This is a genomic window from Candidatus Nitrospira nitrosa (genome assembly GCF_001458735.1).
GTDB classification, from domain to species: Bacteria; Nitrospirota; Nitrospiria; order Nitrospirales; family Nitrospiraceae; genus Nitrospira_D; species Nitrospira_D nitrosa.
The window spans coordinates 215,456-236,391 of sequence record NZ_CZQA01000010.1 but is presented as its reverse complement, the minus strand read 5'-3'; the positions used below and the strand labels follow the sequence as shown (position 1 = coordinate 236,391).

Annotated in this window: 12 protein-coding genes; all 12 read left to right on the top strand. The window is 56.3% G+C overall.

The annotated features are described in order from the left end of the window. The first annotated feature begins 8 nt into the window (after positions 1-8). Entirely contained in the window at positions 9-1,079 is a 1,071-nt protein-coding gene (locus COMA1_RS15560) for a GHMP family kinase ATP-binding protein (RefSeq protein WP_090750196.1), read from the top strand. After that, positions 1,076-1,807, top strand: coding sequence for a sugar phosphate nucleotidyltransferase (locus tag COMA1_RS15555; protein WP_090750194.1), 732 nt, complete (start codon positions 1,076-1,078; stop codon positions 1,805-1,807). Before COMA1_RS15560 ends, COMA1_RS15555 begins: the two co-directional genes overlap by 4 nt. A 52-nt stretch (positions 1,808-1,859) precedes the next feature. After that, positions 1,860-3,062, top strand: a complete 1,203-nt coding sequence (locus COMA1_RS15550) for a pyridoxal phosphate-dependent aminotransferase (protein WP_176698105.1) — start codon at positions 1,860-1,862, stop codon at positions 3,060-3,062. After that, complete coding sequence (locus tag COMA1_RS15545; RefSeq protein WP_090750189.1) at positions 3,049-4,557, top strand: B12-binding domain-containing radical SAM protein; 1,509 nt, start codon at positions 3,049-3,051, stop codon at positions 4,555-4,557. The genes COMA1_RS15550 and COMA1_RS15545 overlap by 14 nt, the downstream gene beginning before the upstream one ends. A 21-nt stretch (positions 4,558-4,578) precedes the next feature. Next, entirely contained in the window at positions 4,579-6,408 is a 1,830-nt protein-coding gene (locus COMA1_RS15540) for a thiamine pyrophosphate-binding protein (protein ID WP_090750187.1), read from the top strand. A gap of 46 nt (positions 6,409-6,454) precedes the next feature. After that, complete coding sequence (locus COMA1_RS15535; protein WP_090750185.1) at positions 6,455-8,071, top strand: B12-binding domain-containing radical SAM protein; 1,617 nt, start codon at positions 6,455-6,457, stop codon at positions 8,069-8,071. Between the two features lie 21 nt (positions 8,072-8,092). After that, positions 8,093-14,611 carry a glycosyltransferase gene (locus tag COMA1_RS15530; RefSeq protein ID WP_090750182.1) on the top strand — a complete coding sequence of 2,173 codons (6,519 nt, stop codon included), beginning with the start codon at positions 8,093-8,095 and terminating at the stop codon, positions 14,609-14,611. 94 nt (positions 14,612-14,705) lie between these two features. Then, positions 14,706-15,800, top strand: coding sequence for a glycosyltransferase family 9 protein (locus tag COMA1_RS15525; RefSeq protein ID WP_176698104.1), 1,095 nt, complete (start codon positions 14,706-14,708; stop codon positions 15,798-15,800). Positions 15,801-15,812: 12 nt separating this feature from the next. Then, positions 15,813-17,630: a CgeB family protein gene (locus tag COMA1_RS15520; RefSeq protein WP_090750178.1), complete on the top strand. Its 1,818-nt coding sequence runs from the start codon at positions 15,813-15,815 to the stop codon at positions 17,628-17,630. Between the two features lies 1 nt (position 17,631). Further along, entirely contained in the window at positions 17,632-19,335 is a 1,704-nt protein-coding gene (locus tag COMA1_RS15515; RefSeq protein WP_090750176.1) for a glycosyltransferase family 9 protein, read from the top strand. 29 nt (positions 19,336-19,364) lie between these two features. Then, positions 19,365-19,892: a hypothetical protein gene (locus COMA1_RS15510; RefSeq protein WP_090750174.1), complete on the top strand. Its 528-nt coding sequence runs from the start codon at positions 19,365-19,367 to the stop codon at positions 19,890-19,892. Positions 19,893-20,084: 192 nt separating this feature from the next. Then, entirely contained in the window at positions 20,085-20,912 is an 828-nt protein-coding gene (locus COMA1_RS15505) for a flagellin N-terminal helical domain-containing protein (RefSeq protein ID WP_090750172.1), read from the top strand. Positions 20,913-20,936 lie beyond the last annotated feature (24 nt).

Here is a 20,936-nt window from a genome sequence, read left to right as displayed (position 1 = left end):
GTCGTACGATGATCATCAGCCGCACACCCTTCCGCATCTCATTTTTCGGTGGTGGCACGGACTATCCGGTGTGGTTTCGCGAACATGGGGGCGCTGTGTTGGCAACGACCATCGACAAGTATTGTTACATCTCCTGCCGGTATCTGCCGCCGTTCTTTGAACACAGAACACGCATTGCCTACTCACGTATCGAGCAAGCCAAATCGAATAATGAGATCAAACATCCTGCGGTCCGTGGTGTACTCCAGCATATGGGCATAACCGATGGTCTTGAAATTCACCACGATGGCGATTTGCCTGCGCGCACCGGATTGGGATCGAGTTCTTCGTTCACCGTCGGCCTATTGCATTCCTTGTACGCCTTGCAACACACCATGCCGAGCAAAGCAGAATTGGCTCAGACAGCGATTCACATCGAACAGAACGTCTTGCAGGAGTCCGTTGGCTGCCAGGATCAGGTGTTGGCGGCGCACGGCGGGTTGTGCCGCGTTAATTTTTCATCGAACGGTGACATCGGATACACCTCGCTCGTGATGAAACCGGAGAGACTGACCGATTTTCAGGATCATCTATTGCTCTATTTTACAGGATTTTCACGCACGGCATCCGAAATCGCGAAGGAGCAAATTGAAAAAACAAAGCAGCGGCGTGTCGAACTCTTCGCCATGTTACAGATGGTTCAAGAGGGTATCTCGATCATGGTTGGAGATCGCGATCTCGGTGAGTTCGGTGAGTTGCTGCATGAGGCTTGGATGGTCAAGCGAGGTCTGACGTCCCAGATCACCACGCCGATGATCGACGACATCTACGATGCAGCAAGGAGAGCGGGAGCGCTTGGCGGCAAACTGCTTGGTGCAGGGGGTGGTGGATTTATGCTGTTCTTCGCCAAACCGGAGGTGCATCAAAGAATCCATGCTGCCTTGCCTGGGCTTCTTCGGGTTCCCTTCCGATTCGAAGGGCTTGGCAGCCAGATCGTATTCTATCAACAGGAAACACCGATAGTGCGGGACTTTGGATGGACGGATGAGCAGGCGTCCGCCGCTGGTCGGAACGCATTCCCGTTGGAGAAAGCGGCATGACCATAGGTGCCGGCGGTTGTGATCTCGTCGTTCTGTGTGGTGGGCTTGGCACAAGGCTGCGTCCGGCGGTGAGCGACCGGCCGAAAGCAATGGCCCTAATTCATGACCGACCTTTTCTCGATTTCATTCTTGAGCACTTTGTCGTTCACGGAATGACACGTATTATTCTGTGTACTGGATACCTGGGTGGGCATATCGCCCAGCGATACGCCGGTATACGGCATCCCTATGAAGTAGTGATTTCGCATGAGCCTTTCCAGATGGGAACGGCGGGCGCTGTCAAACATGCGGCCGCCCTGACCCAGAGCGATCCTTTCATGGTTGTCAACGGTGATTCGTTGATCGAAATTGATCCGAACCAGCTGCTCGAATTTCATGCTGCCAAGCAAGGATGGGCAACCATCGCACTAGCCTCAGCAGGAGCACGGAGTGATGTTGGTTTTGTGACGGTCAATTCACACGCACAAGTCACGGCTTTTACCGAGAAACAACCCGGTACGGCGTCGCAATATCATAATGCCGGCCTGTATGTATTCAGGAGGGACGTGCTGAAGGAGATTCCGGATCATCGCCTCTCATCCATTGAGAGGGACGTGCTCCCGACGCTACTGCCTCGCGGCGTGTACGGACTTGTCAGCGACGCCGCGCTATACGATATCGGCACCCCGGAGCGGCTGGCAGAGTTCGCAAGCTCTCGGCATGAGTGGCGGAGAGGAGTCCTGTCATGATCGCCGTCAGAAACTGGCGGATGGAAGAGTTCGTAAGCCGAAGAGGATTGCGATGACCTATTCTCATGCATTGACGACATTGCCGTTTTCTTCCCGAGGAGATCGGCTCATCGGCCAGGAGATGTTCAAGGTGTTGGATCGAGCCCAGAGCCTGGAGCTGGACGGGCAATATGTCTATCACCTTGAGCTGGGCAACCCGCGTATGGCACCTCCCACTGAAATTATCGAGGCGACCGTGGAGGCCGTCCGGGGGAGGCAACTTGGGTATACCCCGATGGCAGGCCTTCGAGAATTACGGACTGCCCTGGCTGCTCGGTACGCTTTGAGAACAGGACGAATCCTCGACGACAGTCATGTCGTGATCAGCCCGGCGAACTTGCTGATCAGCCAGTTTCTGGACCTCACGTGCAATCCCGGCGACAGAGTTGTGCTCTTCACTCCGGCATTTCCATCGTATTGGGCGGCGACGGCGCACATAGGTCTTGACGTGACATCAGTTTCGTTGGCGCAAGACAACGGGTTTCATCTGTCTGAGGCACATATTGAAGCAGCCATCTCTGCATCTCCTAAAGCCATCATTGTCAATTCCGCCAACAATCCAACAGGTGCCGTCTATACCAGGGCAATGCTGGAACTGCTGGCGCAACGGTGTGACCAGGAGAGTATTTGGCTGTTGAGCGACGAAACCTACGGCGAGTTGTCTTTCAGCTGGCCATTCTTCAGTTTGGCTTCATGTGACATGCCTCAGTTGGTCGTGATGTCATCTTTTTCGAAACTGTGTTCGATTCCTGGATACCGTATCGGCTATGCGATCGCACATCCTTCAGTTGCAGAGAAGCTGGCACTCTCATCATCCACGCTAATCTCCTGTCTGCCGGCGTTCACGCAACTGGGATGTCTTGCGGGTCTTCCGATACTCGATCAATACGTTGCGCAGGTCAAGGCACATTGTAACCGCGTGGCAAGCAGGTGTGCCGCTTCTGTCAACGGCTCGGGAATTTTGCGTACGGCCTCGCCGGAATCAGGCTTCTACTTGTTTGTCGATATCGGTGGGACGGGCCTGGACGATATGACGTTCTGTAAACAGCTGCTGGAAGAACGACATACCGCGGTGACACCGGGACGAAGTTTTGGCGCCGACTGCTCCACCTTTATCCGGATCGCCACCTGCGGACAAGAGCAGGATGTCATGGAAGGTGTTCGACGTGTCGTGGCATTGGCCCATGATGTTGGAGGCATGCATGTCGCAGCGTAGTGATGTCCTGTTTGTGACGCCACCAAGCCGTGTGCAGGTTTATCAGAGTCTCAGTCGCGATTTGGCTGCGATTGAGCCCCCTGTATGGGCAGGAATGATGGCATCCTTCATTCGGGATCGTGGGTATGACGTCGGGATTCTAGATGCGGAGGCGAAAGGATTTACCCATGTGCAAACCGCCCATGCCATTGCACAGGCCGATCCCCGCTTGGTGGTGTTCGTCATTTATGGACAGCAGCCCTCTGCTTCAACGCAATGCATGCCGGCTGGGCGGCGCGTCTGCGAAGAGCTGCGGGCTTTGTCAGATGTTCCGACGCTGGTGATGGGGACGCATCCGTCGGCGTTGCCCAGACGAACACTGCTGGAAGAGCCCTATACCTACGTGTGTCAGGGAGAAGGACCGTACACTGTGCTGGGCCTTCTACGGCTACTGCGGGATGGTGTGGGATCGCTCAAGGACGTGCCGGGCTTGTGGTATCAGGAGCAGAGTCAGATCCACTCGAATCCACCTGCGTCGCTGATTGCCGATCTGGACCGGGAGTTGTCGGGGCAAGGCTGGGAGTTGCTCGAGATGAGTCGCTATCGTGCCCACAATTGGCACTGCTTCGACCGTCTCGAGGCGCGCAGCCCCTACGCTTCGTTACAAACGAGCCTGGGATGCCCATTTAAATGTTCGTTTTGTTGCATCAATGCGCCGTTTGACACGCCGATGCTTCGTACCTGGAGTCCCGATCATGTCATTCGTCTGATTGATCGGCTGGTCCTAGACTATGGCGTCACCAACATCAAGATTCCGGACGAGATGTTTGTGTTGAACCGACGGCATGTGCTGGGTATTTGCGACCGGATCATTGAGCGAGGCTACCGCCTTAATATTTGGGCCTATGCTCGTGTGGATACCGTACAAGACCAGGTTCTCGAAAAACTGAAGGCGGCTGGGTTCAACTGGTTGGGGCTGGGTATCGAGTCCGGCAGCCAACATGTCCGCGACGGTGTAGAGAAAGGGCGGTTCGGAGACCGGGAGATCGTCGCAACGGTAGAGCGCATTCGGTCGCATGGTATCTATGTCGCGGCCAATTACATTTTTGGGCTGCCTGACGACACGCTGGTCAGCATGCGGACGACACTGGACTTGGCGCTCGAACTGAACACGGAGTGGGCCAATTTCTACTGTGCCATGGCCTATCCGGGATCACCCTTGTATGGCCTGGCGAAAGAGACAGGGTGGCCGCTTCCTGATGATCCGGGGGGACCAGGGTGGATCGGGTATTCGCAGCATGCCTATGAGACGCTGCCGTTACCGACCGAACAGTTGTCGGCTACCGACGTATTGGATTTCCGTGATCGAGCCTTCCTGGAGTATTTCCAGCACCCGTCGTATCTTGGGTTGCTGCACCGGACTTTTGGCCAGCATGTGGCCGATCATGTCACGGAGATGTGTTCTCATCACGTCCAACGGCGTCATCACGACGCCACGGCCATACCGGCGGTCTGATAAAAACCGCGAAGGAGTCCTATGATCAAAGTGGCGGACTACATTATCAATACTCTCGCAGAACGAGGCATCGACAAGATATTCGTCGTCTATGGCGCGGCCAACGGCGACTTGATCGATGCGTTCACCAGGACGGCAGCCACGGAGTATGTGGCGGTCATGCACGAACAGGCCGGCGGATTCGCCGCGGAAGGGTATGCCAAGGTCAAAGGCATTCCTGGTGTGGCGATCGCGACGAGCGGACCAGGTGGCATGAATCTTCTCACATCGATGGGGAATTGTTTCTATGACTCGATTCCTTGTGTGTTTTTGACCGGTCAGATCAACTCGAGGTTTCTGCGGCCGGATCCTTCGATTCGGCAGGTCGGATTTCAAGAAACGGACATCGTTGCAATGGCAGCGCCGGTGACGAAGTACGCCAAGATGATCGTGAAGGCGGAGGACGTCCGCTACGAAGTGGAGAAGGCGCTGTGGCTTTGCCAGAGCGGACGTCCGGGACCAGTCTTACTCGATATTCCGCTCGATATTCAAAAAGCCAAGATTGATGTGAAGCAATTGGTTGGGTTCGAACCGCCAGCCGTCGCCAGCTACGACCTGGATGTGGTGGACCGGCAGATCCACAAGTTGCTGGATGATCTACGATGCGCGGAACGGCCGGTTATCCTCGTAGGCGGGGGCGTCCGGCTGGCGGACGCGCAGGACGACGTTCGCGAGCTGGGACGTCGGTTGGAGATTCCTTGCTTCCCGACCTGGAACGCGTTGGACGTTATTACGTCCGACTATGAGTTCTATGGCGGGCGTATCGGGACTTACGGAGGTGCTGGGCGGAACTTCGGCATTCAGAACAGCGATCTCCTGATCTCGATCGGCAGCCGGATTTCCGGACGCATCACGGGAGGCAATGTGCAGAGTTTTGCCAGGCAGGCCAGAAAATACTTGGTCGAAATCGATCCGGCTATGGTGCAGCGGAAGTTCCAGCAAGTGCCGTTCGACGTCAACATCCTCTGCGACGCCAAGGCGTTCGTGCGGCGGCTGCTGGTCGCGCTGGACAAGAATCCAAAAGCGATTCCTCACCGTGCGAGCTGGACCGAACGGGTGATGGAATGGAAGCGGAAGTACGATCCCGTGCGTCCCGAGTTCTTCAAGCAGAAAGAAAGAGTCCACCCCTATGCCTTCATGCGCCGCCTGTCCGAGAAGATGGGTGCAACCGACGTCCTGGTCGGTGATTGCGGCGGCAACATCGTCGTCAGCAACCATGCATTCGAGACCAAGTACGGACAGCGTAACCTGACGAACAATGGTAATTCGCCGATGGGCTTTTCCTTTGCCGGAGCCATGGGGGCCTGGTTCGCGGATCCAACCCGCCAGGTGGTCTGCACGATTGGTGACGGTGGTTTCAATATGAACCTGCAAGAGTTGCAGACGTTCCTCAACTATGGTGTGAAGGTCAAAACGTTCATTTTGAACAACCATATTTACGGGATCACTAAAGCGTATCAGGAGACCAACTTCCAGGGGCGTGCAGAGGCCTGCGGACCAAAGGGCTATCGGCCTCCGAATTTCATCAAACTGGCACAAGCTTACGGGGTCAAATCCATGATAATCGGTAACCATGCCGAGATGAACGCCAAGATCGATGAAGTGCTGCAGTACGACGGACCGGTGGTCTGTGACGTAGATATGGATGAGTACCATACCTACGAACCGAGAATCTTCGGATGGAAGACGCCGATCGAAGACATGTACCCCTACCTCTCACGCGAGGAGTTCAGGGACAACATGGTGATCGAGCCAGTGGAAGGGTGGATGTGTCCAGAGTATCCAGATGTTGTGAAGTCGATGCAGCCGTGAGGATGGAGCTCGTGCTCATTCGAGCGGGACGGACCGGAGGTATGAGATGAAGGTGCTTTTCCTATATCCAAGCTGGACGGGATCCTACGGTCTCTTTGGTCATTTTGCGAGACGGAACTCAACCTGGCCTCCGCTGAATCTGGCTCTGCTGGCTGCGATCTCCGAACGGCATGGTCACGAGGTGACCATCATGGACGGTGAAGCCGAGCAGATCACACTAGAGGACATGGCTCAACGGGCGGTGGCGCTCAAACCAGACATGATCGGATTTACTGCGACAAGTCCATTTTTTCATATCAGTAAGGCAGTTGCGGAAGGGATCAGACGCATCGCCCCGCACATTCCAATTGCCGTGGGTGGTCCTCACATCACAATCATGAAGGAACAGGCGCTGCTCGCCGCATTTGACTATGCGTTTGTTGGAGAAGCAGAACAGTCATGGCCGGAGTTTCTCAGCCGGTATGAGAAGAAGCAAGATCTCTCATCCGTAGCCGGAATCATTTATCGAGATCAAGGTCGGGTAGTTTCTACGGGACAGCCAGCGGATATCAGCAATCTGGATGTACTGCCAGCTCCCGCCAGGCATCGCCTGAACATGCCGTTGTACAAGCTAGGCACACTTCGTGGCCGATTACCGTTCACGTCGATTCAGACGATGCGAGGCTGCCCCTGGAAATGCATTTTCTGTGCATCCGAGGCCTTGAAGACAACCCAAATGAGAGTGCGGTCACCGCGTTCGGTGGTCGATGAAATAAAGCAGGTGGTTGAGCGGTTTGGGACCAGACATTTCTATATTGTCGATGACGTGATGACATTGTGGAAGGACCATATTCTGGCAATCTGTGACCTCATCGACCAGGAAGGATTGAAGATCACGTTTGAAGGCAGCACCCGGGCGAATCTCGTTGAGGACGAGGTTATGGCGCGTCTGGTGCGCAGCGGCTTAATTCGATTGTCGTTTGGGTTAGAAACCGTAGATCCTGAGATCCGGCGAACCATGAAGAAGCAGGTGCCATTGGAGCACTACGTCAGGGCCAATGGTATCTGTAATAAGCACGGTGTTGAAGCCTTGAACAGCGTGATGATCGGGCTGCCTGGCGAGACGAGGGATACGGTTCGAGCGACGCTGCGGTTTCTACGCAATGCGCGAGAAGTGAAACAGGCAAACTTTGCCATTGCCGTGCCTTATCCAGGAACAGAGTTTCACGAGTTGGCGGTAAAAGGGGATAAAGGTGTGAAGTTGATGACGAAGGACTTTTCAGAGTATCGACGCTATGGGTCCGCCGTCACGGCTGTTGGCGATCTGACGCCCCAGGATTTGATCGATCTGCAAAACGAAGGTTTCGTCAGCATCTACAGCGCCCCCTGGCGCTGGATTCCTATGCTGCAAAAGCATGGTGCGATCGGGGGATCGCTTATGTTGATCCGAGTCGCACGGCTTCTGTCGAAGAAGCTGTTCGCGCCGTCCGGTCAACGGCAGAGTGAGCAATTGGTCAGTCTCGGTGATGGTGGTTTCGGGAGTGTTCAGGATATGCCGGTGGCGATGATGGCTGATCAGGCACCGATGACCAGTTCACCAGACCTCTTACAGATCGAATCTCCGGAGAAGGACCTTGTCGCTCCAGCCGGCCACTATGGATCGCCAGCCAGGCCGAACGGCTGAGCGCAGGCAGGACTAACGCGGATGAATCGTCGTACCGCACCAAAGGTGTTGTTGCTGCAGTTGGAGTTTCCGACCTGGGCTCAGGCGAGAGCTTGGACTTATCCTGCCTGTTTCGGTGTCGGTGAAGGTTTGCGTGCCGCCGGTGCGACCTGCACCACGTTACCATTGTTCGCGAATACGGCGTTGTCGCCGGATCGATGGCTCGAACAAAGTCGGGCTGCGGTCGATGGCCAACGATTCGACCAAGTGTGGGTTTGGCTCGTCCATGCGCCCTTGACCGTATCTATACTTGAGTGGATCTCCGGTCTGGCGCCGGTCCGTGTTGGGATCGTGATGGAGTCGCTGACGTATGATAAAGCCGATTATGACTGGGCGGGACATCTTCGTGGCAGAATGCAGACAGTAGCGGAGCAGGCCAGCGTTCTCACACATGTGCTGGTACCAGACGAACGGGACGTCGAACCCTTGGCGCAGCGCGCTGGCGTTCAGTCTTTATGGTGGCCGACGATGGTGCCTGAACGATTCATTGTTCCGAGTACGTCCGAGCCGTGTTTTTCAACTGGTGTGTTCCATGGCCATCCATACGGCCCTCGACGGGCTTGGGTAGAAAACGCACGGTTGCAGGCACACATGACGTTTGTGGGGCCCTGCGCGCCGTCGACTCGTTTTCAGACCTGGTTTGACCAGCTGCAAGCTTCGGCAATCACGCGCTGGTACTCCCCTGCGACCATGTCGGCACACCAGATCGCAGACTATATCACCATGCTGCAGGAGGTGCGCGAAGGTGAATTTCGGGAATGGATGGCACAGCTCCCGCAGTGGGCCGCTATTGTGAATTTGCCGAGTTTGGCAAAGTTCTACGGCGGTCGTGTGTATGAGGGCATGGCGGCCGGTCGTCCTGTGCTCACCTATCAAGTGCCAGATCGTCCGTGCAACAACTCGTTGTTCGTCGAGGGCGAGGAGGTCTTGTGCTTTGTGCCGGACGAGCCAGAATCGCTCCATGCTTGTCTTGATAGGGTATTGCACGATCGTGCCTTGGCCCAGCGTATCGCGGCGAACGCTCAACGCAAGATGCGGCGCTACCATACGAGTGAGAGACGATTGGCGGATACTCTCCGCTGGATCGAATCGGGCGAGCGTCCGGATTACGGCATAGCTCAGTCATCGGAGTTGAGAGTCGAAGCGCTCTCGGTTCCCCAGCCGGTGGGTTCGAGTGATCCGAAGACGACGGTCTTCGTGCTCACCGTGGACGATCCAGCCTTACCGGCGTGCAGGGCGGCACTCGCGGCGCAGCAGGCGACCTCATTCACATTAGAGATCATCCGGAACGTCAGTCCGTTCAGCGTGGCGGCGCAGAAGATGATCACGGATTGCACGACTGAGTTCTTTATACAGGTCGATGAGGACATGGTCTTGCAGCCGGACGCTGTTGCCATGATGGAAGCAGTTATGCGGAAGGCTCCGGATGATGTTGGCATGATCTGCTTTCATCTTTTCGATGATGACCGCGAGTTGAAGATTCAGGGGGTGAAAATCTATCGAGCGAGCCTGATGCGAAAAGTATCGTTTCAGGATGTCAAAGCCAGCGAGATGGATCTGCTCGAACAGATGGGACAACTGGGAATTAAGTGGATATTGCATCCAGACGTTAAAGGACGCCACGGCACGTGCTACACGCCCGAGACCATCTATCGCCGCTACAAAACCATGTATGAAAAGGACATCCGGCAATGGAATTGCCTGACGGCTGATGTAAGACGGAAAGCCGATCGCTTTCGAGAAACAGGTGATCCTCTGCAGTTGTTCGCGCTTCTGGGAGCCGTTCATGGAATCATTGGCGCGCCTCACGTTGAGAACCGAGAGAAGGATTCCCGTCGATACGATCTCAGAGAACTGGACGTATTCAAACGCCTGTTTTTGTCCGTGCCTCCGCCGACTCAGCTATACGACTTCGAGAAACCCGGTATTTCTGTCGGCAATCCGCCAATCCCTTTTGCACAGGTCCAATGGAGTCACGACCGGATTCAATCTGTACCGTCAGATCCTGAGCATATCTCTACCACTCCGGTCGCTCCAACGATGGCGGGACCAATCGGGCGCGAGATGTCCCAGACGAAGAATATTCTCATCGTGACGCCTTATTTCTGGCCTTCCGTCGGTGGGGTGGAAATGGTGGCGGAGGATTTAGGTGCTGGCTTGACGGAGGCCGGATTTTCCATACAGGTCGCGTGCCACCGTGAGGCGGATCGGGCGTCGCTGGTGCATCGTGGCATCGAGATTATCGAAGTAGCTGGTCCCGAGGTGATGCGCAATGGCTTGCCGGTGGCCGGGGGCGAGGTGGCGGAATTGGTGGCGTCGGGCCGGTATGAGGCGGTGATTCTGCTCGGCTCCCCAATCAATTCCTTCTTTTATGCCATGCTGGAGATTCCTGACCTGAAGGCCAGGCGTATCTTCTTCCAGCCTACGATCAACCAGGAAGGCTATGACTTTTTGCGCAGCCGCCCGCATGTTCGGTCGCTATTCAAGCAGCTTGCCGACAAGACTGTCGCGGTGATTGTCCTGGGCGAGCAGACACTCGATGCCCGCTACTGCCGGGAAGAAGGGATTCCTGTCACGATCATTCCGAATGGCACCAAGACGCTCGTGCCAACCGGAGATTTCCGACTGCGGCATGGGATAGCCAAGGACACATTCGTGTTACTCCAGGTAGCAAATTTGTATCGCGTGAAGAATCATCTCGGATTGCTCAAAACCATCACGCCGGTGCCGTCCGGTGCCAAGCTGGTGATGATTGGCCATGAGACACATGAAACTGAGTATGTCGCCGAGGTGCGCATGGCGCTGGCGGCCCGACCAGAGGTGCTGTTTATCCCTGGTCTGGATCGGCAGGGGGTGGCTGAGGCGATGCAGGCGTCGGATCTGGTCCTGTTGTCTTCCCAGGGGGAAGTTTTCCCACTGTGCCTGCTGGAAGCCATGAGCCTCCGACGCCCATGGCTCGCGACACCGGAGTGTGGGACTGTGACAGCACAGGCCGGTGGGCTGGTGCTGCCACTGGCTGAATTTCCGGAAGCAGTCCAGATACTGAGGCGGCATCCAGATTTTCGATCCCGGTTGGGCCAGGCTGGGTATGAACATTGGGCCACGTGCTTCCAATGGGAGATGGTGTTGGCCGGCTGGATCGCTCTGGTGGAGACCGGCAAGCTAGTCAAGCCGTTTGAGATGTCTGCGAAGGTGGCGCAGGAGCGGGGTTCACTTTGGGCTGCGTATGGACGGCTTAGGCCGGATAGCCCTGCGAGCTCACAGGACAGCATGAGGGCCACTGCCAAAGCTCCGGTGGCGGACGCGATACGAGGGTGTGGGGAGCAGCGCCCGACTACACAAGACGCAATGATCTCATCATACGAGGGTTCCATGAATCAGGATCAATTCTACGTCAACTTGTTCGTCGACAGCCCCCATTGGTCCACGCCGGAGCCGAATCCTGACGAGGCGGCCCGCTGGTCCAAAATCGCGGCGTTTCTCGAACACATCCTAAGGCGTATGCGCAAGGACCGTCCGGACGCCTCGTTGCGGATCATCGAGATCGGGTGCGGCCGCGGGTGGCTGACCAATCTGGTCTCGGCATACGGCACGGTGGAAGGAGTCGAGCCGGTGACTGGGGTTGTGGCGCATGCCAGAAAGCTTTTTCCTCACTATCGATTCGAGACGGGAACGGCTGAGACAGTGCTCGCGAGATCAGATTTCCGTCCCTATGATGTCGTGGTGTGTTCTGAAGTCATCGAGCATGTCCCGCATGAGAAGAAACCGACCTTCTTGGAGGGGCTCAAGCGGCTGTTGACACCGGACGGCTATCTGATTCTCACCACGCCACGAGGGGAGATGTGGGAGCGCTGGCAAACCATTGCGCCGCCCAATCAGCCGGTGGAGGCCTGGGTGACCGAACAACAATTGGAAGGCTACCTCATCGGGCAGGGATTCGTCCCGGTGGATGTTGAGCGGATTCATGTCGAGGTTCCCACCCTGCGCTATATCCCGTCAGTGACGGCGCATGACCTGAAGACACGAGAGTTGGTCCCGATTTATCAGGTATGGGTCTCGCAGCGGGCGTCGGCGAAGGCAGGTCGGCCGTTGATGAACCGTCCGCCCATGGTCAGCGTCATCATCCCGACCCACAACCGGCCCGGTCGGCTGCGGACAGCCATCGAGAGCGTGCTGAGACAGGAGTATCAGAATTTCCAGATCATCGTCGTGAATGATGGAACAGAGCCGGTCGAAGCCGTTGTGTCGGAAATGAACCGAGATGGACGGATCACGCTGGTGACGCATGATCGGAATCGCGGGCTCGCGGCATCCCGTAACACAGGCCTGCGTCAAGCCACGGGCAAATATGTCTGCTATCTGGACGACGATGACCGATTCCTTCCGGACCATCTGGGGACGCTCGTAAAGCGACTGGAGGTTGGTGATTGTAAGGTGGCCTATACCGATGCCTGGCGCGTGCATGAACGGACGGTCAACGGACAGATCACTGAAGTCCAACGTGATCGCCCATATTCTCAGGAGTTCAATGCCCATCAACTCCTGATCAATAACTACATGCCGGTGCTCTGTGTCATGCATGAGCGGGCGTGTTTGGACGAAGTAGGGGGATTCGACGAAAGTCTCTATGTGCATGAAGATTGGGACCTCTGGATCAGACTCGCGACTTGCTATTCGTTCATCCATATCGCGAAGACGACCGCAGAATTTGCCTGGCGGATAGATGGTTCGACGATGTCGAGCCAGTCACGAGAGATTTTTGCCAGAACGGCGGAAATCATCTATCGCAAATATGCGCCCTACGCTGCACCGCATGCCCAGGTCGTCCAGCAGCAGTGTGAACGCCTGGCCTCTTTGCGACGGGAGGCTGCCGCAAAGCGATTCGACTGTTCCATCATTATTCCCGTATGGAACAAGGTAGACTTGACCACCCAGTGCCTGGTTGCTCTGTCAGAGGTGACGGACGGCGTTTCCTACGAGGTCATTGTCGTAGATAACGGTTCAACTGATGGAACTCAGGAGTTCCTGAAGTCCTTGAGCGGTGATGTGCGAGTGATTCGGAATCGGGAGAATTTAGGATTTGCCAAGGCTTGCAATCAAGGTGCTGCTGCCGCCACAGGGGATTACCTGGTGTTTCTCAATAATGACACGATACCCGTGAAGGGGTGGCTCAGTGCGCTGGTGAATGAGGTCAAGGCTCATCCGGACGTGGCCATTGTGGGGAGCAAGCTGCTCTACCAGGACCGGACCGTGCAGCATGCCGGGGTAGCGATCGATCGGCGCAGTCATACGCCTTACCATATCTACCGAGGATTTGCGGAAACCCATCCGGCAGTGAACAAGCGGCGTGAGCTGAATGCGGTGACCGGCGCCTGTCTCTTGATCCGGCCTCCGTTGTTCCGGGATGTGGGCGGATTTGACGAGGGCTATCTCAATGGCTTTGAGGACGTGGATCTCTGCTTCAAAGTGCGTGAACGAGGCCATGTCATCGTGTACCAGCCGAAGAGCGTGGTGTTCCACTTGGAAAGCCAAACGCCGGGTCGTAAGCAACACGATGCGGAGAATGGACGGCGGTTGCTGCAGCACTGGGGGAGGGCTTGGTGGCTGGTCGATGATGACAGTCTCTTTGTCGGTGATGGATATAAGCCTGTCGTGGTTTGTCAAAACGGACGAACCGAGCACGGGTTGCAGTTATTGGAACATTCCAAGGATCGGCAGGCATGGGAAGTGGTGGCAGAAACTCAACAGGCGGGCAAACGACGTGATGAGGTTGCAGTTGCACGCCAGCTGGCCCGCTATGATGAGTGGCCGGCTGACCGTGATGTGCTGATGTGGGCCGCTGGAGTGGCCGACGCCGTGAAGCAGCCAACGATTGCCGAAGCGTTCAAACGGCGGGTGGCCACGCTTGATGGCTCCAATGGCGAACAGATCACCATCATTCGTGAGGCCTTGACCAAGGGTGAGGTGGCCACGGCCGAAGCCCGTTTGGAATTGCTACTGAAAGATGATCCGGCACATGCCGAGGGGCTCCTGCTCAAAGGCATTCTCTGTATGCAGCGAGAGCAGTATGAACAAGCAGAGACGGCATTTGGGGCTGCACTTCAGAGTGGGATTGAACGCCGGAAGTGTCTGATGGGAATGGGCATGGCTGCAATGGGAAGAGCCTATCCGCAAGGGGCTTGGGAACGGTTTCTTGCGGTGCTGAATGAACATCCAGATGATGCCGAAGCGATCTATTGGTTGCTCCGAGCCGGGGCCTCACAAAACCGTTGGCAGGAGTTGAGTGAGCACCTGCATCTGTATACGGCTAGAAATCCAGCGGACCTGGCAGCACGATTTGCCTTCACCAGCATTCTGTTTCGCGGTGAGCAGATCGAGAGTGCTCGCCGTGAATATGATGCCTTGTGCAAGGTTGACCCACGTTATGACGGACTAGCTCAACTTGGCCAGGCAATTGCCGGAAGGGAAGCGGCCCTTGCCATGGAAGCTGCCTCGACCTAGTTCGATGACACAGCGCGTACTCGTGATCCAATTGGCCAGACTCGGGGATCTCGTTCAAACGAGTCCCGCTATCAGGGCATTGAAGGACGCTCACGTGAATTGGACTGTTGATCTTCTGTGCCCTGCACACTTGGAGGACATCGGGCGGGCACTTCCTGGAATTTCTACAGTGGTGACATGGGATGGAGCTGGGTGGAAGCAACGTGCGCTCCAGGCTGAGAAAGAATTCCGACCGGAATATCTCGTTGAGGCCGACACCGATATTCGCGCGATCGTGAAAGAGACTTATGACTGTGCGTTCGTCCTCAACCAACATCCTCGAGCGATCCTGGCCGGTGCACTCCTGGCACGGGATAGCATGGGAGCAATTTCAGGAGGTCCGCTCGATCACAAATTATCACCGTGGGCGACCTATGTGCGAAGTGTTGCCAGCGACAAAGGAGACAACCGCGTTCATTTGGCCGACGCGTTCTGCGGGATGTGCGGGGTAGCTCCACCGAAAGAGATGATGCCCCTGCAAGTTCTCTCCGCACCACTTCCCCCCGATCTTGATGCGATCAGGCAATCTGATGAAGCCTGGATCGGACTACTCGTGGGTGCGGGAGATTCGGAGCGAGTCATTCCTGCCTCGGTCTTGGTGCAGCTGATCACCGCCTGCCTGAATAGACTCCCACACGGTCGAGTCGTGCTCCTCGGGAGTCGGCACGAACAAGAACGGGCTCACTGGATTCAGACGAAGCTTTCTCCGTCCCTGTTAGGCCGTGTGTGGGACACCATCGGTCGACTGTCCTTGTCCGAACTCGCGCTTGTGCTTACCCGCTGTCAGGTTGTCATCGGGGCAGATACCGGGCCGCTTCATCTGGCAGCTGCTGTAGGGACAAAGGTGATTGGCTGGTACTTTGCTAGAGCGAGGCTTCACGAAACGGGGCCCTATGGACCACACCATTGGGTCTGGCAAGCAACCGGAGGTGCGGGGCACGCTCAGCCGGCGATCATCCCACATCGTTGGCCAATCGATGAGACGATCGCACTTCTGTCGGGCGAGCAGGTCGATTCGGTTCCAGGCTGGTCACTGTGGGAAAGTCATCGAGATCAGTGGGGGGCCTACTATGTTCAGGCCGGGCGGGAAGCGATCGCTCCACTTCAACGAGAACACGTGTGGACGGACTTACATCTCGCTGTGGGGTGAGGGAGGAATGCGGTGCAGTATCTGAATCACAACATAGAGAGACTTCGCCAGAGCGCTCCGGAACTTGCGGAAGCCGTGCGGCACAGTGTCGGTGGAGTCTTGACGATCGTTCCATCGCGAGAGGGTTCTCCTTCCGCTACTCATGAAGGGCAATGGGTCCACAGCGCCTATGATCCAAAGAAAGAGGCTGGGTCATGGGCGGAACAGCAGCGCAAGGAATGGAAAACTGAAGAGGTGGCTGTAATTCTTGGGGTTGGCCTTCTCTATCACGTGGAGGCGCTCGCCCTTGCTCACTCTCCAGATGCTCGAATCGTCGTCGTGGTACCGGATGTGTCCGTATTGAAAGATGCAATGGGTGCGAGGCCCATCGGGCAGTGGGTCGATAGGATTCACTGGGTGGCCGGGACACCGGAGGAAATGGCCACGCAGTTGACTGCACAATCCTCCCCGTTGCGGTTCTTAACCTATGGGCCGGCGGCACGGTTGCATGCGGATGTGCATGAGCGACTCCAGACGAGCCTCAGTCGGCTGATGGCTAGAAAGGCGGGAGGCCAGCTGCATGTGGCGGTGGTCGGCCCAATCTATGGAGGGTCATTGCCGATTGCTCGCTATGTCGTATCGGCGTTGAATCAGTTGGGACATCGAGTTAGTTGGCTTGATCACCATGTTCATCAAGGTAGCTATGAGGCGTTCGGATCCTATCGCGAAGCGCGCCATCGCCTGATGCTTCAAAGTCGATTTGCCGATGTGCTCAGCTTGAGCACGATGGCGCATCTGGCGGAAGATCCACCCGATCTGGTTCTGGCTATTGCCCAAGCTCCGTTGGGTTTGGCGGTGTTGCAACATCTGCGTAAGAAGAAGTTTCTAACCGCCATGTGGTTTGTGGAGAACTATCGTCATCTGACCTACTGGCAACAGTTGGCGGCGGGATATGACTACTGGTTTGTTATCCAGCAAGGGAGCTGTCTCGATGCGTTGAAGCGGGCTGGGGCGGCTCACGTGCACTACCTGCCTATGGCAGCAGATCCCACGGTGCATCGTCCAATGACTCTGACAGCGGCTGAGTACCGGGAGTATGGATCCGACGTCTCGTTTGTCGGGGCTGGTTATGCCAACCGAAGAACACTCTTGCCACAGTGGCTCTCTCACGAGTGGACGATGAAACTGTGGGGGAATGAATGGGACGGTGCCGCCGCGCTTTCAGGAGTGCTTCAACGCGACGGTGCCAGAATCGATACAGATACCTGTATGAAGGTGTTCAACGCCACCGCCGTGAATTTGAATCTGCATTCATGCTCAGGGACGGGCATGGATCCTCAACCGGACTTTGTGAACCCTCGTACGTTTGAATTGGCGGCCTGCGGCGCGTTTCAGCTCGTGGATGACAGGACACTTCTTCCCGCTCTGTTTACGTCGGATGAGGTGGAGTCCTTTCGTCGCACCGAAGATGTCCCACCGCTGATCCGGAGATGGCTCACGGATGCGGACGGTCGCCGTCGCTATGCTGAGGCGTCGCGTCAACGGGTGTTGCGCGATCATACCTATGGCCACCGTCTACAAGAGCTCCTTGCCACAGTGGGCCTTTCTCAACCCGATCGCATTGGCTCGATCTTGCGAGGAGACCGGCTCACAGTTGGCCTCAAGGAACGAGCCGCTTCCGTGCCGGAGCTGCTTCCCTTGCTCAATCGTTTTCCAGCTGGGCAACGAGTTGAGTTGAAGGATCTTGCGGCTGATATTCGAGCGCGAGCTTCTGGACGGCAACTGGCTCGAGAGGAGTTGTTGGTCCTGATGATGGATAGTTACCGAGCCGAAACAAAAGATCTGGTTTAACGTGAAGCGTGGGCCGCGCGGGCAAGATGGGTACGTTGCGGTGAAACAAGTCCTGATCATTAATATCACCCGGATGGGCGATCTCGTCCAGATGGGCGCATTGTTGAATCGACTCCATGACGAATGGCCTGGGGTTGCCGTTGATCTTGTAGTGGATCGCCGGTTTGCACCTGTCGCGTCATTGCTGACGGGCTTACGCGAGGTGATTGCTTTAGATTTTCACGCGCTCATCGATGAGAGCCGTGCACTCGTGAAGGATGTGGTGGCGCTGTACCAAGATGTGGCGGCCTGGGCGAAGCCATTGGCGGAGCAGCGGTACGATCGAGTCATCAATCTGACGTTCAACAGGCCGAGCGCACTATTGACCGGATTCATTGGAGCATCCGATATTCGTGGGGCACAAAGCGCATGGGATGGTGGGATGGTCGTCGAGAATCCCTGGATGGGGTATTTCTGTGATTTCCACCAGTTTCGCCGACTCAATCGGTTCAATCTCGTTGACATCTATGCCCTTGGTGGCAGTGGCCCAGGGACATTTTCCCCGCTCCGACTGTCTCTTTCTCATGAGGATCACACGTGGGCGCGAGACGCCCTGACAGGGGTGACAGGGTGGATTGCCGTACAGGCCGGGGCGAGCGACAGTATGAAGGCCTGGCGCCCACATCTGTTTGGCCTTGCCTTGGCGAATGTGAGTAAACGATGGCAAGGCGGCATACTCTTCATCGGAAGCCGAGAAGAGGAAGCAACCATTGCAGAAGTCGTACAGGTCTACCGGGAAGCCGGAGGGAAGAGCCCAGTCAAGACTTTCGCTGGCCGCACAACGTTGAACCAACTCGCAGGTTTGCTGGCGGAATGTCGATTATTGCTGACCAACGATACGGGACCGATGCATATCGGGGTGGCGGTCGGCACATCGGTGATCGACCTTTCGGTGGGACATGTCGATTTTCAGGAAACTGGCCCCTATGGGTCTGGCCATTGGGTGGTTCAACCGGAGTTGGACTGTGCTCCCTGCGGGTTCGACCAAGTCTGTGCCCATCATGCGTGCAAGGACCGCATCTCACCGGATCTTGTGGCCGATCTCATGTGCCATGTGTTGGATATCGGATTGTGCCCATCACAGGGATTCGGGGCACGTCTCTACGAGTCCGGAGTGGATGAGGATGGGCTGGGTACCTTTCGCTTGAAGGTAGGAACGGAGTCTCCTATCACGGCGTGGTATGCCGCATTCTGGCGTCACTACTGGTATGAAGCCCATACCGGATCGCGGAGCCAATGTTCACTTCCCGAGGGCCCGCCTCCCGATGTATCGGAAGTGAATGTCCAGCTGCGGGCCCTGCGGCCTCTGCTTAAGCTAGCCTGTAAAAGAGCTGATGAGATTGCGCGCCTGGCTCGTCGGACATCGGTAGATATTCTGCAGCTGAAACGCCTTCAGCACGAACAACGAGCTGATCAGGAGCGGTTGCTTCGCATTGGGATGACCACTGAGGCGCTGGCTCCCCTCGCGGCTGCCTTCGAGCGTCACATGCGAAACGACAACCTCATCGGGTTGGACCGGCTTGCGAAGCATCAGGCTGGTGCCTATCACACATGGTTGAGACGTCTGGTAGAGGTCGAGCGGTGTCTGATTGGCACTGATCGGTCGGTCACACCTGGTCATAGGGGAAAGCTGATCGTGGTTGGGTCGGAGCGGCACGCGGCATGAACTGGATGATTGTATGGGGGAGATAACACATGAACATTCAATTGGACAGCGAGCAATGGCAAGCTGGCAGTACTTCAACGCTTGGGGACATTCTGATCGATCTGAGTGAACGCGCGCATGCTCGGTCTCGAATCGTAACGACCGTCATGTTGGACAGTCGTCGGATTACGGATCGAGACCTCGATCCACAGCTACTCCAGCAACCTTCCGCTCACTACCGTGAGTTGGTCGTGACTTCGGCGACACAGCAGGAGATCATTGAATCTGCACATGGTGCAATTGAGCGATATCGTAGGTTGGTCGTGGACGAGGGCACCTCGCTGGCCAATCAGTTCCGGATGGGTGGACAAGATCTGTCCTCATTCGACATGTGGCTTGGGAAAGTCGCGGATGCGGTCGAGATCATCGAGAATGGGCAGAAACAGCCTGGAACGGAGTCTCCTGGGCAGGTCATCGCGGGATGGATTGAAGAGCTTCTGGCTGCAAGGCGTCTGCACGATACGGTGAGGATGGCGGATCTCCTGGAATACGAGATTCTTCCAAGGATTGCTGCCTGACTCTGTGATGTTCATTCGTTCCCATTCTAGCGAGGTAGCCCTCATCTGTTCGAATTGCTTTAGAAACTCAAGTCCCTGGGAGATCGGCCGATAAGACAGGCACGCCACGTACGAGGCGTGATAAACGAAAGCCTCTGCACGGATGTCGGAGGCAAACAAGGGGTCTTGTCTTAGTTTCAAGGAGGAAGGGCAATGGCACTTATCGTTAACAACAATCCCGCGTCGATTGCGGCTCAGCGAAATCTTTCGATTAACACGCTGAGCTTGAACCGTTCGGTTGAGCATTTATCATCCGGTCTTCGAATCACGCGCGCCGCGGATGATGCCGCTGGTCTCGGACTGTCGGAGTCCTTGCGGGCGCAGATTCGTAGTATCAACCAGGCGACGCGAAATGCCAATGATGGTATCAGTTTGACGCAGATCGCCGACGGGGCGGCAGCGACCATTGGGTCGCTGTTGGCACGGCTTCGCGAACTGTCGTCCCAGTCCGCGAGCGGCACGGTGGGTAATACTGAGCGCTCCTACATTGACCAGGAGTTTCTCGCGCTGCGTTCAGAAATTGATCGTATCGCTCAGGTGACCGAATTCAACGGTCAGGCACTAACAAGTGGTTCATCGATCAGCTTCTCCATCGCGATCGGGTTCCGGAGTGGTAGCGGCAACACGTTGAGCCTGGACCTGAACGATATCACCACGACGTCGTTGGGACTCAGCAGTGTGAACGTTTCGACATCCGCCAATGCTACAAGCGCATTAGCAAATGTCGACAGCGCGATCAGCGCGATTGCAACCGCACGAGCCGAATACGGTTCGATTCAGAACCGGTTCGAGGCGACGATTGCCAATCTGCAGGTGACGAGTGAGAATCTTACCTCTGCAGAATCACGGATCCGCGATGCGGACATCGCGCTTGAGACGTCCATCTTCACCAAGAATCAGATCTTGGTGCAGGCCGGTATCGCAACGTTGGCGCAGGCCAACACGCTACCGCAACAAGCGCTGGCGTTACTCAGAGGATAATGGCGGCACACCGTCCACCGCCCC

Excerpts from the sequence above, each read along its gene's own strand:
- COMA1_RS15560 (WP_090750196.1), top strand. The coding sequence starts at position 9 with ATGATCATCAGCCGCACACCCTTCCGCATCTCATTTTTCGGTGGTGGC.
- COMA1_RS15555 (WP_090750194.1), top strand. The coding sequence starts at position 1,076 with ATGACCATAGGTGCCGGCGGTTGTGATCTCGTCGTTCTGTGTGGTGGG.
- COMA1_RS15550 (WP_176698105.1), top strand. The coding sequence starts at position 1,860 with ATGACCTATTCTCATGCATTGACGACATTGCCGTTTTCTTCCCGAGGA.
- COMA1_RS15545 (WP_090750189.1), top strand. The coding sequence starts at position 3,049 with ATGTCGCAGCGTAGTGATGTCCTGTTTGTGACGCCACCAAGCCGTGTG.
- COMA1_RS15540 (WP_090750187.1), top strand. The coding sequence starts at position 4,579 with ATGATCAAAGTGGCGGACTACATTATCAATACTCTCGCAGAACGAGGC.
- COMA1_RS15535 (WP_090750185.1), top strand. The coding sequence starts at position 6,455 with ATGAAGGTGCTTTTCCTATATCCAAGCTGGACGGGATCCTACGGTCTC.
- COMA1_RS15530 (WP_090750182.1), top strand. The coding sequence starts at position 8,093 with ATGAATCGTCGTACCGCACCAAAGGTGTTGTTGCTGCAGTTGGAGTTT.
- COMA1_RS15510 (WP_090750174.1), top strand. The coding sequence starts at position 19,365 with ATGAACATTCAATTGGACAGCGAGCAATGGCAAGCTGGCAGTACTTCA.
- COMA1_RS15505 (WP_090750172.1), top strand. The coding sequence starts at position 20,085 with ATGGCACTTATCGTTAACAACAATCCCGCGTCGATTGCGGCTCAGCGA.